The organism is Anaerotignum faecicola (assembly GCA_024460105.1).
GTDB lineage: Bacteria > Bacillota > Clostridia > Lachnospirales > Anaerotignaceae > JANFXS01.
In genome coordinates this window covers 88,857-102,690 of the sequence record JANFXS010000003.1, presented here as the reverse complement: position 1 = coordinate 102,690, position 13,834 = coordinate 88,857, and the positions used below count along the sequence as shown (strand labels likewise).

Here is a 13,834-nt window from a genome sequence, read left to right as displayed (position 1 = left end):
TAGGAATAATAAAATCCCTTTTGTAAAAATTATAAAAATATACTGAAAGGGGAGATTTAAAATGCCAAATAATTTGCAGTACGAAAAGTCGCCGTATCTTTTGCAACATTCAAATAATCCCGTTAATTGGATGCCTTGGGGAAACGAAGCTTTTGAAAAGTCTAAGAAAGAGGATAAGCCGATATTTTTGAGTATCGGATATTCAACATGCCATTGGTGCCATGTTATGGCGCATGAATCATTTGAAGATAAGAACACGGCCGATTATTTGAATAAATATTTCGTGTCTATAAAAGTCGATAAGGAAGAAAGGCCCGATATTGACGCCGTATATATGGAATCATGCCAAATGATGACAGGCTCGGGCGGATGGCCTCTTTCTGTTTTTTTGACTCCTGATAAAAGACCGTTTTTTGCAGGAACATATTTCCCTAATAAAAGCAGTTTAGGATTGATAGGATTTTATGATCTAATAGTTAATATAAACAATATGTGGAAAAATAAAAGGCATAAAGTTTTGGAAGCTGGTAACCAGACAACAGAATTTCTTCAAAAGCAAAACGAATGCAGCAATATTATGCCCGGAAAAGAAATTATTGAAAAAGGGGCAGAAGGGCTTTTGAACAGTTTCGATAAAGTTTGGGGTGGGTTCGGACAAGCGCCGAAATTTCCATCGCCGCATAATCTGCTCTTTTTGATGAGATATGCGTCGGCTCAAAGCAGTAAAGCAAGTATTGATGCCGTAATAAAAACTCTTGATTGTATGGCATGCGGCGGAATATTCGATCAGATAGGCGGCGGATTTTCAAGATACTCAACTGATAGAAAATGGCTTGTTCCGCATTTTGAAAAAATGCTGTATGATAACGCTCTTTTGTCATACACATATTTTAGTGCATATAACGTCACCGGAATAAAGTTTTATAAATATATTGCTGAAAAAACAGTTAAATATGTACTTTGTGAACTTCTTGACAGCAAAGGAGGATTTTATTGTGGCCAGGATGCCGACAGCGACGGAGTTGAAGGGAAATATTATGTATTTTCTCCTGAAGAAATAAAATTTGTTTTAAAAGACGACGGAGAATATTTCTGCCGCTGGTTCAATATAACTGAGGACGGAAACTTTGAGGGACAAAACATACCAAACCGTATTAACAAAAACAAAGAGGAATGCAATAATGCAAGTATTGAGCCGCTTTGCAAAAAAATAAATGAATATAGAAAAAAAAGAACAAAACTTCATTTAGATGATAAAATACTTACGTCTTGGAACTCGCTTATGATATCAGCTCTGGCGAAGGGATACATGTCGTGTGGAAAAACCGAATATCTTTCAGCGGCAATAAACGCATATTCTTTTACCGAAAAAAATTTAAAAGATAAAAATGAAAGGCTTTTTATACGTTACAGGGAAAATGAAGCGGCATTTAAAGGACAGCTTTCCGATTATGCATTTTATTCATTTGCTTTATTGTCACTTTACGAAGCAACTTTTGAGATTGAATATTTAAAAAAAGCAGAAATATATGCCCGTTATATGACGGAGTTATTTTATGATGAAATCGGCGGCGGATTTTATATGTATGCGGATGATGCGGAAAAGCTGATTACTAGGCCTAAAGAAATTTTTGACGGCGCAATTCCGTCCTCAAATTCAGCGGCCGGGTATGTATTTTCGAAACTTGCTTCAATTACAGGAAAGGCAGAATGGATTGAAGAAGCAAATAAACAGTTTGAATTTCTTGCTAAAGTATCAGATTCAGTATATTTAGGGAACAGTTTCGCGTTATTTGCAATGTGCCAGGCTATTTACCCTACGTTTGAAATTGTATGCGTATCTTCTGAAAATACTGTGCCGGAAGTTTTTTTTGATTTTGTGAAACGATATCACGGCTTTGAATTAACGGCAGTATTTAAATGCAGAGCCAATAAGGACGCTCTTGAAGAAACTGCTCCTTTTACAGCATCATATCCAATACCGGAAAGAGGAAACATGTATTATTTGTGTTCCGGAAATACCTGTTACGAACCAAAAGAAAACATTGAAGAACTTAATGAATTATTGGAAAAGCTTAGAGCATCAGTATTCGAATGAAGTTTATATTTTTAAAATCAAGAATTAAATTTACTGACTTTATAGGCATAAAATTCAGTTCTGCTTATTGTATAGGCATTTGAAAATATTCCTTAAAGATGATTAAGACCTAAATATATTGTTTCTTATGATACCGCCTTTTCTAAATTCTTAGATTATAATTTATTAAACATAATTCTATGTATTTGCGCAATTAAAATAAAAATAATAATTTAAGTGGGATTGTAATGTGTTTAAAACAAAATCAAAAGTTTTGAACAAGCCTTTATATTTTTTAATATAAATGTTTTAGCAGTACGCATATTTTACACGGCAACATATAATTGACTGAATTTGAATGTGACGGCAGAGGGTATTTGGGTTTGATATGCATAATTGTATAATATATACAACATTTTTGATAGTAAATGGAAAGCCATGGCAAAAATATTGCTATGGCTTTAATTATTTACATGTCCTGCAAGTAAGAATGTATTTTGAAGCAATACAGCGATTTTTCTTGACTATATAGCCGCGATAGGGTTTATTATTAAAACTGAGGATTATATCGGTTTGGAGAAAAGTGTTTTAGCCCCAGCCCTGTTCCTTAAAAACTATTAACATAAAAGTCGGTTAAGGAGGATTAAATATGAAAAACAGTATTACAGTTGCGGGAGTAACGGCAGCTTCCGGAGAGAAAAAATCCCAGTTTGTAAAAGTACCCGGAATAGATCATGAGTTTCCTATGACTATAATAAACGGAAAAAATGACGGAAAAGTTTTTCTTGTAACGGCAGGTATCCATGGTTACGAATATCCGGGGATTCAGGCTGTTGTTGAGCTGGCGGAGGAAATTAATCCTGATGATATAAGCGGAGCCGTAATATTAGTGCAGTGTATAAATATTGAAGGTTTCTATCAGCGCCAAACATATATTGTCCCTAACGATCCAATCCGTGGAAATCTTAACAGGTTGTTCCCGGGAAACAGTGAAGGCACTTTTTCAGAAAAAATATGTGCTTTCATTTCCGATGAGTTTGTTGCAAAATGTGATTTTCATGTTGACATCCACAGCGGCGATGCTGTTGAGGATCTTGAAGCGTGCGCAATTGTCTGTGCTCCTAAAGAATCTGAAAATAACCGTTTTTCAGGAGAAATAGCTAAATGCCTTAAATTTAAATATAGAATGAATTCCGGAGGCAGAACAGAGTGTTATAATTCAAGTTCCATTGATAAAGGCGTTCCTTCCATGCTGTTTGAAAGGGGCGGAGCAGGGCTCTGTTTAAGACAGGAAGTTGACGACGACAAAGAAGATTTAAAAACTGTTATGAAATGCCTTGGTATTGCTGAAGGTAAAGCCGAACCGAATAAAGAACAGAAGTTTTTTAAAAGGCATGAATGGACGGAGTCGACAAATAAAGGTATGCTGTACAGGTTTGTTAATGTTGGCGATGACATAAAAAAAGGGCAGAAACTTTTTGAGATCCGCGATTTCTTCGGAAATCTTATAGAAGAAATTCATGCTAAATTTGACGGACATGTTGTTATTGTTTCAAATACCCTTGGCGTTAATGTCGGAGACGATTTAATTACTTACGGTGAGATAGAAGAATAAAACGCGATAATTTGAAAAAATTTTAAATAAACGCTTTTATGGTAAATAAAGGGCAAAAAGCAAATTCAAGCTTTTTGCCCTTGTTTTTACGACTGTTTATAAAAATTTTGCTGTTCAGGGCGCATTTGCACAGAAGCAGCAAATCCTGTGCGTCAAGCGTATATAACACAGAAATGCGGAAATTTTTCCTTTTGAAGCATATGTGACCTTGTAAACCGAAACTGATATTTTCAGTAAAAATTTCTTAAATTTATGTAGCAACATGAAGATATAGCCAAATTATTTCTGATTTGTTATAAATTATGACGTATAGCCTATACAGAAGCTTTCTTTTAAAATAGCTTAGTTTTATGTTTTTTTGCGGTTAAATAAGTTATTTATTTGTATTGTACAATGATACGGAAGCCAATATCGAAAGCTGCCCGACAGCAGACAATTATTAAAGTAAAATAAATGTAAATTTTTTAACAACCGGCATTGTTGGAAAAAATCATTAAAATACAAATATTACTAAAGAAGCCCGCTTTTCAAAGACTCCATTTGCATTGTTTAAATTTTACAAATCAGACAATTTAATTTGTTTATATTTTACAAACGTATTACAGAGGGTTGATAGATATATCTATGAAATAATGTTTTAATTATTATCAAAAGGCTGAAAATATGGGAGGAAATAAAATGTTGGAATTAAAAAATATAAAAAAATCATACGATGGGGTAGAAGTTCTTAAAAACATTAATCTTAGTATTTCTGATGGAGAGATAATATCGATACTCGGCCCGTCAGGCTGTGGAAAAACGACTTTACTGAATTTGATTTTGGGTCTTACAGACGCCGACAGCGGAAGCATAATTTTTAATGGCATAGATATTACAGATGTTCCTATGGAAAAACGAGGATTCAATATAGTCTTTCAGGATTATGCTTTGTTTCCGAATTTAAACGTATACCAAAATATTACATATGGCTTAAAAAATAGGCCTGACATTTCAACAAAAGAAGAAGTAAATGAACTTATAAGTATTTTAGGTTTGAATCCTCATTTAAGCAAAAAAATTGAACAGCTTTCGGGCGGGCAGAAGCAAAGAGTCGCTTTGGCAAGGACAATGGTTATGAAACCTAAAATATTGCTTTTAGATGAGCCGTTAAGCGCTTTGGACGGAGTGATTAAAGAATCAATTAAACAAAAAATAAAAGAAATTGCAAGGGACTATCATTTGACAACAATAATAGTGACTCACGATCCCGAAGAAGCTTTGACTTTATCGGATAAAGTTTTAATAGTTAATGAGGGCAATATATCGCAGTTTGGTTCTCCCGATGAAATTATTACTGCCCCTAAGAACACTTTTATTAAGGAATTTATATTAAACCAGTTGGAAATTAAAAGGGACAATATATTTACTTTGTTTAAACGGGAGTCAGGCAAAGTTCAGGCGGTATAATTATGGTGACAAGAAAAGAAAAAGAAATTAAATTTATATATGCATTAACAATAATTGTATTTTCCGCTTTTATGGCTGTGCCTATTATAAGGTTGTTGATTGAATCATTTGTAAAAAGCGGTGAAATAAGTTTAGCAAGCTATATTGACGTTGTTGCCGGCAGGGGATTTTCTTCTGCATTGTATAACAGCGCTGTTGTGTCGCTGACAGCGGCTGTTATTTCAACGGCACTGGCTTTTTTTATGGCATATAGCATACAGTATACTAACCTGCCGGATAAAGTAAAAAAGCTTATACATACTTTAGCCGTATTGCCTATGCTGCTTCCGACTATAACGTATGGATTTGCAATTATATATTCATTTGGAAAACAGGGGCTTATAACCAAAATATTTGGACGGCAGATTTTTGAAATATATGGCTTTAACGGGCTTCTGTTTGGTTATGTTATTTATACAATGCCGATTTCTTTCATGCTTATACTTAATTCCATGACATTCATTGATAAAAAGTTTATGATTGTTTCAAGGGTTATGGGCGACAGTAGAGTCAGAACATTTATGCAAACGGTTTTCAGGCCTTTATTGGGGGCTGTGGCAGCGTCAATGGTACAATGCTTTTTCCTCTGCTTTACTGATTATGGAATTCCGGCGTCAGTTGGTGGGAAATACGAGGTTGTTGCAACTGTGCTGTATAACAAAATGCTTGGAAGCATACCGGATTTTAATCAAGGGGCTGTTGTAGCAATGATTATGCTTATACCATCGGTAATAAGTATAATCGTTATGAAATATCTGGAAAAGTATAATATACGTTACAGCAAAATTTCGATAGTTGAAATAAATAAAAATAAGGCAAGGGATCTGTTTTTCGGTATCGGTTCGGCGTTGATACTTATATGTATTCTTTCCGTTTTTATTGTTATAGCGGTTGTGCCGTTTGTAAGTGAATGGCCATATAAAATTGAATTTACGTTAGAACATTTTCAAGCGGTGCTAAGTGACAGCAGTCTTGTGATGGTATGCAGGAATTCTATTATTGTTGCAGCTGGAACTGCTTTGGCCGGTCTTTTAATAACGTATGGCGCCGCCTTAATAACTGCAAGAAGCAGTATTGACAACAGGCTTAAAACTTGTATTAACGGTATCGCGCTTGTAACAAACACAATACCTGGAATGGTTATAGGAATCGCATATATGCTGATTTTTTCCGGCACGCCGTTACAAAATACATTTTGGCTGATTATACTGTGCAATGTAGTCCATTTTTTCTCAACTCCGTATTTGATGATGAAAAATTCCTTGGAGAAGCTTAACAACTCATGGGAAACAACTGCATTGCTTATGGGCGATACTTGGGCGAAAACGATTATAAGGATTGTTACTCCCAATATGAAAACAACAATTTTGGAAGTTTTAAGCTACTATTTTATTAATGCTATGGTTACTGTAAGCGCTGTCATATTCATAGCGGGAGCAAGGACAATGGTAATGACGACAAAAATTAAAGAACTTCAATATTACACTAAATACAATGAGGTATTCATATTGTCATTGTTTATACTTGTTACAAACCTTGTTGTAAAAACGGCGCTTGGATATTTAATAAAAAGAGAAAATATTAAAAGGGGAATTAAAAATGAAAAGGAATAGGATTTTTTCAATTATTTTGGCAGGGGCGTTATCGTTTTCTTTGATATCTTCAGGATGTGCCGGCGGCTCCGGGGAAACTTCTTCAGACGCCCAAAATGAGGTTGTGATATACTCAAATGCAGATGATGAAGCAATTGAAGCCATGAAGGCGGCTCTTGACGCCGGCGGATACGACGGTAAATATATATTTCAAACGTTCGGCACGTCGGAACTTGGCGGCAAAGTATTTGCAGAAGGTTCCGACATAGAAGCCGATTTGATTACATTAAGTACATTCTACATCGACAGCGCGCAGGAGCAAAAAAATATGTTCCAGAATTTAAATTTTGAATATAAATTATTAGATGGAAGCGAAAAAACATACTGTGCTCCGATCACCTCACAGGAAGGGGCAATTATTATCAATACGGAAATGCTCTCGGAAAACGGATTGCCTACTCCTGCCAGTCTTAAAGATTTGACAAATCCTATATATAAGGATATGATTTCTGTAACAGATATTCAAAGTTCGTCTACAGCATGGCTCTTAATACAAGCCCTTGTGAGCGAATACGGCGAAGAAGGGGCAAAAGAAGTGTTGACTGCGATATATGAAAATGCGGGGCCGCATATCGAAAGTTCAGGTTCCGCACCGCTTAAAAAAGTACGGGCCGGAGAGGTTGCGGTTGGCTTTGGCCTGAGGCAGCAGGCTGTTGCCGATAAAGAAAGCGGTTTGCCGATAGATTATGTAGATCCAACGGAAGGCAATTTTTCCCTTACAGAATCAGTTGCGGTTGTCGATAAGGGAGACAAAACAAATCCTCTTGCACAGGAAATGGCGAAATGTATAATTGAAAATGGCAGGAGTGAACTTCAAAAATACTATCCGAATTCAATATATGAAGGTGAAAAAACGGATTCCGTAAATGCGTCATTATATCCAAAAACTTTTCCGGAACCTTTGACTGTTGAGCTGTTAAAAAAACATCAGGAATTATCGGAAAGCTGCAAATAAATATTTAAAGTATTAAAGGAGAGGAATTTTTATGCTGAATTATAAATTACTTACGCCGGGACCGTTGACAACAACGTCTGCTGTAAAAGAACAGATGCTTGAGGATCACTGTACATGGGATGAAGACTATAAAAAAATAACCCGCTCAATTTGCGCAAAACTGCTCGAAATTGCCCATGTCAGCGAGCCTGAATATACGTCGGTTCTGATTCAGGGCAGCGGCACATTTGGCGTTGAATCTGTTATTACAAGCGTTGTAGGAAAAAAAGATGTTTTACTGATAGCGTCTAATGGAGCTTATGGAGAACGCATGGCAGATATAGCTATGCATGCAGGAATAGATTATATACTTTACAGTGAAGAATATAATAAAATGCCGTCTTCAAGTAGGATTAAAGAAATATTAAATGATAATCCGCAAATAACACATGTTTCTATGGTGCACAGCGAAACTACGTCGGGTATTTTAAATGATATTAAGCCGGTTGCCGACGTAGTTAAATCAGCGGGAAAAACATTTATTGTTGACGCAATGTCCAGTTTTGGCGGCGTTGATATAAATGTAGGCGAACTTGGCATTGATTTTATAATAAGCAGTGCAAATAAATGCATTCAGGGCGTACCGGGTTTTTCCTTTATAATTTGCCGTACTGATAAATTGGAAGAAAGCAAGGGCAAAGCAAGAAGTTTGTCGCTCGACTTATATGACCAATGGAATACGATGCATAAAGACGGTAAATGGCGTTTTACTTCTCCGACGCATGTTGTCTTGGCATTTTGGAAAGCGCTTGAGGAACTTGATGAAGAAGGCGGAGTCGGAGCAAGATATGAAAGATACAAAAACAACAACAGATACTTAATTGAGCATATGGCTGAAATGGGATTTTCAACTTACATAGACAAAAGTATTCAGGGGCCTATAATAACCACATTCTATTATCCTGAAAATATAAAGTGTGATTTTGATGAAATGTACAATTATATTAAAGAAAGAGGATACGCTATATATCCCGGAAAGCTGACAAATGCCGAAACTTTCAGGATAGGAAACATAGGCGAGATATATCAGGAGGATATGGAAAAACTTTGTAATATATTTAAAAGTTATTTAGAGGAGAAAAGATAATGAAATTTGACGGTATTATATTCGACTGGGCCGGGACAACGGTAGACTATGGAAGTTTTGCGCCGGTAAAGGCATTTATTGAAGCCTTTGAAGCATTTGGCATAACGCCTTCGCTTGAAGAAGTAAGAAAACCTATGGGAATGTTGAAAATTGATCATGTAAGAACAATGATGACAATGGATAGGATTAACAGATTATGGATAGAAAAACACGGCGTCAAATGGACGGAAAAAGACGTATTGAAAGTATATGAATTAAGTGAAAAGAAGATTTTGGAGATTGTGAGCAATTTTGCATATCCAAAACCATATGTAGTTGATACTGTTAGAAAGATTAGGGAACTTGGGTTGAAAATAGGTTCCACAACAGGTTATACTAGGGAAATGATGGAAATTGTAGTTCCTAAGGCAAATGAATTTGGGTATTCGCCGGATTATTGGTGCAGTCCCGACGACGTCGGAAATTACGGCAGGCCTTATCCATACATGATATTCAGGAATATGGAGGTACTTAAGCTTGACAACGTCCAAAGGGTTATTAAAGTGGGAGACACTGTTGCGGATATTAAAGAGGGAAAAAATGCAGGACTGATTACAGTCGGCATTATTGAAGGAAGCTCGGTTGTCGGACTCACAGAAAATGAATTTAATGCGCTTACAAGCGAACGAAAAAGGGAAACGGCAAAAAAGGCGGCCGATATATATATCAATGCCGGCGCGGATTTTGTAATTGATGATATACGAGGAATATTAGATATTATAGAATAGTAAAAATACAGAACAGTAAAAAATACCTTCCATAATTTATGAGATTATGGAAGGTATTTTTTGTTATGTATTTGTGTATTTAAATGGCTACTGGGCTTGAACGGTAGCAATTTCAGTATTTCCGGCAACTGCCTGTTCGACAACTGCCGCGGAAAGTTTTAAGAAATTATCGCCTGAAGTTGTAGCCCCTGTAATTATATCAACTTCTTCGGGGCTTTGCGATTCGATAAGACGAGCCACATATTCCCTTGTATATTCATTCGGATATGTTCCCTGAACAGCATTCATACTTTGCATATATGCATTATCCCAGGCTTTAATGTATCCGCTGGGATTTTTAGCATTAAATTCTGCATAAACTATTTTATCATTTTTTACCATTATACAAAGATATTCTTTCCAACCATGGGAATATTCTGACATTTCAGCGGTATAAAAACCGTCCTGCATTTTTGTTTCCGAACTACAGCCGCCTAAAAGGAGAGCTATAATAACAAATGAAAAATATATAATTTTTTTCTTCATATTTTGGACACCTCTTTTTGGTCGAAAAAGTAATTAAATATTATAAGACGCTGCAAATTTTAACTAAAGTATATTTTTCTTTAATTTAACTTGAAGCACAAAGTCTTTAAGCCTTTCGGACTGATTTAAGAAACCTTCCGCCATATGATCCGTTTCCTCAGCAAGGCTCCTGTTTTCGTCTGCAATATTACGGAGGGAATTAAGCTGTTCATTTACATTTGTTATTGCGTTTATTTGGTTTTCAACTATGTTTGTAAGCTTTAAAGAAATTTCTTCATATTCGCTTGTAACATTTTGTATAGCATGGAATGCTTTAGCAGTATGTCCGGCAGTATCAAGGCCCTTTTGTATTGTAGTTGAAGATTTTTCTATTATTTCGCTTGTCTGTTTTAATGCGTTGGACGTTTGCTTTGCAAGCCTTCCGATTTCCGACGCTACTACTGCGAACCCTTTTCCTGCTTGTCCGGCTCTTGCGGCTTCTACAGAAGCGTTAAGCGAAAGGATGCTTGTTTGTGACGAAATATCTTCAATAAGTTTGCTTATTTTTGATATTTCCTGCATGCCGGAATGTATATCGTTCATTGTATTTAACATGCTTTGCATATAGCCGTCTCCGAGAGACGTTTTTTCGCTTGCATTTTGAGAGCAGTGTACAATCTGAAGCGCATTTTCTTTGTTTTGTTCTATGGTAGAAGTTATATATTCCATGCTTTCCTGTAATTGTTCAAGAAGCACGGCCTGATTTTCCGATCCGTCGTAAAGCCGTTTTGCATATCCCGATACTTCTTTTGAATTTTTGCTGACTTCTATTGATGAAATATTAACCTGTGTCATTGTTTTATTTAACGACACGGTTATATTTTCCAACGCATGCTTGATTGAAGTAAAATCGCCATAGAAGCTGTCAGGTATTTCTATAGTGTAATCGCCTGATGATAATGCGCCAAGGCAGCTTTCTATATTCTGTATGTAATGATTCAGGCTTTTAATCGTTTTGGAAAGCGCGTTTGTTAAAAGTCCGGCCTCATCGTTGCTGTTTGAGAGGACGACTTCTTCTGTAAGGTTGCCTTCGGCAAGTCCCTGCAAACGTTTTGTTGCTGCGGATATTGAAGATGAAATTTTGCCGGAAACCGGGATTATTATTGCCGCCGCAATTATCAGAAGTATAATTGCCAAAATTACAGACACCGCAATAGAAAACAGAACCGGTTCCATAAATTCATTTTGAGGCGCATTGACCAAAAGCGCCCAGTTAGTCCCCGGTACGGGAGCGTATCCTATATAGTAATTTCGATTATTTGAAGCCATTAGACTAGAGCCGGTTTCAAAAGCCAATGCTTTTTTTATAACGGCAGCATTTTCATCTGTCGTATAAAGATCGTATATGCTTATTTCATTTACTATATTTTGTAAATTTTGATCGGCTATTATTTTTCCATCCTCATTTAAAATACATGCGCTTCCCGTATCGCCTAGTATTAAAAGGCTTATTATATCATTTAGCAAATCATATTTATAACTTCCGACAATATATCCGACTATCTCGCCGTTTTCCTTCATGGGGGAGCCAATACAAAGCTGAAGGACTTCATTTTCATAATGGGGTTCTCCTATCACTGTGTTTTCAGTTTCTTTTAAGTCGGAAAAATATTTTGTATCGGAAATGGATGCAGGAGAAGTTTCGTCGCCGAAGAGCTTTTTGCCGTTAAGATCGTATGCCGAAAGCCAAACAAATTCAATTTGCAGTTTTGTATTGTCTAAAAGAGCCTTTTTTTCGGCTGCGCTTGAATCTTTATTAATAAAAACTTCTTCTATTGAAAGATTATAAATTCGTTCCGAAAGCAAATGAAGGTTGGAGCTTATGCTTTGTGCAGCAATTCTGGACGTTATCTGCATGTTATCCAACAAGATTGAATTAGTTGACCGCAAGCTTCCGACAGACATGATAGCGATTATCAATACCGATAAAAATATCGATACAGACATGACATAAAATATAATTTTATGTTTTAAATTTTTTACTTTCTTCATCAATAATACCTCCTATAGAAATAAAACAGTCGGACTGTTTATTTTATGCGTAAATGAAAAAGTTGTCATAAACTCGTGGATTTAACAACTTTTTTTAAACACGCGATGTTTTTATTTTAACACATATATGTAGATATTACCAGATTATTTTATTAAATATGTTAAAATAACAAAGATATTAAAAAGTATTTATAAAGCGCCGGATACAATGTAAAAATAAGTATTTTGAAGTTAAATGTTTTGAAAAAAATGATTTTTATGTTATAATATATAAAATATTTTGATACATATGGAGTTATATATGAAAATAATTATTTCGCCTGCAAAAAAGATGAATATTGATAACTGCTCATTGGTTCCACGTTCAGTTCCTCAATTTATGGAAAAGACAGAACAGCTTAAAGAGTTATTAAAATCAATGGATTATGACAGCCTTAAAAAATTATGGAAATGCAGCGATAAAATAGCTTCTGTTAATAAAGCGCGTTTAGAGAAAATGGAATTGTACAATAATTTAACGCCTGCAATCCTCGCCTATGAGGGCATACAGTTTCAATATATGGCTCCGTCGGTTTTTACATATGACGAATTTAATTATATAGATAAGAGCCTATTAATTTTATCGGGGTTTTACGGAATTCTGAGGCCTTTTGACGGCGTTGTCCCGTACAGGCTGGAAATGCAGGCAAAACTTTCGGGAAACGGTTTTTCATCGCTTTATGAATTTTGGGGCAGTAAATTGGCGGATAATATTACGGCGCAGACTGATATAATTGTTAACCTTGCTTCTAAAGAATACAGCAAAGTTGTATTGGATAATGTATCGGCCGACGTAAATGTTATAAGCTGCGTTTTCGGAGAAATAAAAAACGGCAAGGTAATTGAAAAGGCCACCCAATGCAAAATGGCACGTGGAGAAATGGTGCGTTATATGGCCGAAAACAATATAAACAATGTTTCGGATATTAAAAGTTTTGACAGAATGGGATTTAAATTTTCCGAAAAATATTCTTCGGAACATAAATATATATTTATAAAAGGGGATGAATATGATGCTTAACGAACAAACAAAAGCTCCTGATTTTACGCTTCCTGACAAAGACGGAAACAATGTAAGCCTTTCTGATTTCATTGGGAAGAAAGTTGTTTTATACTTCTATCCCAAAGACAACACGCCGGGATGCACAAAACAAGCGTGTGCCTTTGCAGGAGCGTATGATGATTTTAAAGCTGTTAACACAGTTGTAATTGGCATAAGCAAAGACAGTTCGGCTTCACATCAGAAATTTGCCGATAAATACAAACTGCCGTTTATACTTCTTTCCGATCCTGAGCTTAAGGCAATACAGGATTATGATGTCTGGAAAGAAAAGAAGCTGTATGGAAAGGTTGGCATGGGGGTTGTACGTTCAACATATATTATAGATGAAAACGGTATTATTGAGAAAGCCATGCCGAAAGTTAAACCGGATACAAATGCGGCTGAAATACTTGAATATTTGAAAAATTAAAAGATTTTACAGGATTTAGACTTTTCGGTTAAGAATCCGGCGAGGACGGTTAATTAAATCGTTTTTACGCCGGATTTTTATTTTTATGAA

Annotated in this window: 11 protein-coding genes; 9 read left to right on the top strand and 2 right to left on the bottom strand. The window is 35.8% G+C overall.

All coding sequences use genetic code 11. The annotated features are described in order from the left end of the window. Positions 1–61: 61 nt before the first annotated feature. From NE664_05480 to NE664_05450, 7 genes are all read left to right on the top strand, one after another. Entirely contained in the window at positions 62–2,098 is a 2,037-nt protein-coding gene (locus NE664_05480; protein MCQ4726111.1) for a thioredoxin domain-containing protein, read from the top strand. A 628-nt stretch (positions 2,099–2,726) separates the two neighbouring features. After that, positions 2,727–3,692 (top strand): succinylglutamate desuccinylase/aspartoacylase family protein, encoded by a 966-nt coding sequence (locus NE664_05475; protein ID MCQ4726110.1) that lies wholly within the window; start codon positions 2,727–2,729, stop codon positions 3,690–3,692. Positions 3,693–4,370: 678 nt separating this feature from the next. Next, a complete protein-coding gene (locus NE664_05470) occupies positions 4,371–5,138 on the top strand; it encodes an ABC transporter ATP-binding protein (protein ID MCQ4726109.1) in 768 nt (255 codons plus the stop codon). Between the two features lie 2 nt (positions 5,139–5,140). Further along, positions 5,141–6,790 (top strand): ABC transporter permease subunit, encoded by a 1,650-nt coding sequence (locus tag NE664_05465; GenBank protein ID MCQ4726108.1) that lies wholly within the window; start codon positions 5,141–5,143, stop codon positions 6,788–6,790. Beyond that, a complete protein-coding gene (locus NE664_05460; protein ID MCQ4726107.1) occupies positions 6,777–7,784 on the top strand; it encodes an extracellular solute-binding protein in 1,008 nt (335 codons plus the stop codon). Before NE664_05465 ends, NE664_05460 begins: the two co-directional genes overlap by 14 nt. A 31-nt stretch (positions 7,785–7,815) precedes the next feature. Further along, positions 7,816–8,910, top strand: coding sequence for a 2-aminoethylphosphonate--pyruvate transaminase (phnW, locus tag NE664_05455; GenBank protein MCQ4726106.1), 1,095 nt, complete (start codon positions 7,816–7,818; stop codon positions 8,908–8,910). Then, on the top strand, positions 8,910–9,677 hold the full coding sequence (locus NE664_05450; GenBank protein MCQ4726105.1) for a phosphonoacetaldehyde hydrolase: 768 nt from the start codon (positions 8,910–8,912) through the stop codon (positions 9,675–9,677). Before phnW ends, NE664_05450 begins: the two co-directional genes overlap by 1 nt. Before the next feature lie 87 nt (positions 9,678–9,764). Here the strand turns inward: NE664_05450 and NE664_05445 are convergent, their stop codons facing one another. Both NE664_05445 and NE664_05440 read right to left on the bottom strand, forming a co-directional pair. Further along, complete coding sequence (locus NE664_05445) at positions 9,765–10,202, bottom strand: FMN-binding protein (protein ID MCQ4726104.1); 438 nt, start codon at positions 10,200–10,202, stop codon at positions 9,765–9,767. 63 nt (positions 10,203–10,265) lie between these two features. Next, positions 10,266–12,233 carry a methyl-accepting chemotaxis protein gene (locus tag NE664_05440; protein ID MCQ4726103.1) on the bottom strand — a complete coding sequence of 656 codons (1,968 nt, stop codon included), beginning with the start codon at positions 12,231–12,233 and terminating at the stop codon, positions 10,266–10,268. Positions 12,234–12,534: 301 nt separating this feature from the next. Here NE664_05440 and yaaA point away from each other — a divergent pair, with 301 nt between their 5' ends. Both yaaA and bcp read left to right on the top strand, forming a co-directional pair. Further along, entirely contained in the window at positions 12,535–13,293 is a 759-nt protein-coding gene (yaaA, locus tag NE664_05435; GenBank protein ID MCQ4726102.1) for a peroxide stress protein YaaA, read from the top strand. Next, positions 13,286–13,744, top strand: coding sequence for a thioredoxin-dependent thiol peroxidase (gene bcp / locus NE664_05430; GenBank protein ID MCQ4726101.1), 459 nt, complete (start codon positions 13,286–13,288; stop codon positions 13,742–13,744). The genes yaaA and bcp overlap by 8 nt, the downstream gene beginning before the upstream one ends. Positions 13,745–13,834 lie beyond the last annotated feature (90 nt).

Excerpts from the sequence above, each read along its gene's own strand:
- NE664_05480 (MCQ4726111.1), top strand. The coding sequence starts at position 62 with ATGCCAAATAATTTGCAGTACGAAAAGTCGCCGTATCTTTTGCAACAT.
- NE664_05475 (MCQ4726110.1), top strand. The coding sequence starts at position 2,727 with ATGAAAAACAGTATTACAGTTGCGGGAGTAACGGCAGCTTCCGGAGAG.
- NE664_05470 (MCQ4726109.1), top strand. The coding sequence starts at position 4,371 with ATGTTGGAATTAAAAAATATAAAAAAATCATACGATGGGGTAGAAGTT.
- NE664_05465 (MCQ4726108.1), top strand. The coding sequence starts at position 5,141 with ATGGTGACAAGAAAAGAAAAAGAAATTAAATTTATATATGCATTAACA.
- NE664_05460 (MCQ4726107.1), top strand. The coding sequence starts at position 6,777 with ATGAAAAGGAATAGGATTTTTTCAATTATTTTGGCAGGGGCGTTATCG.
- phnW (MCQ4726106.1), top strand. The coding sequence starts at position 7,816 with ATGCTGAATTATAAATTACTTACGCCGGGACCGTTGACAACAACGTCT.
- NE664_05450 (MCQ4726105.1), top strand. The coding sequence starts at position 8,910 with ATGAAATTTGACGGTATTATATTCGACTGGGCCGGGACAACGGTAGAC.
- NE664_05445 (MCQ4726104.1), bottom strand. The coding sequence starts at position 10,202 with ATGAAGAAAAAAATTATATATTTTTCATTTGTTATTATAGCTCTCCTT.
- NE664_05440 (MCQ4726103.1), bottom strand. The coding sequence starts at position 12,233 with ATGAAGAAAGTAAAAAATTTAAAACATAAAATTATATTTTATGTCATG.
- yaaA (MCQ4726102.1), top strand. The coding sequence starts at position 12,535 with ATGAAAATAATTATTTCGCCTGCAAAAAAGATGAATATTGATAACTGC.
- bcp (MCQ4726101.1), top strand. The coding sequence starts at position 13,286 with ATGCTTAACGAACAAACAAAAGCTCCTGATTTTACGCTTCCTGACAAA.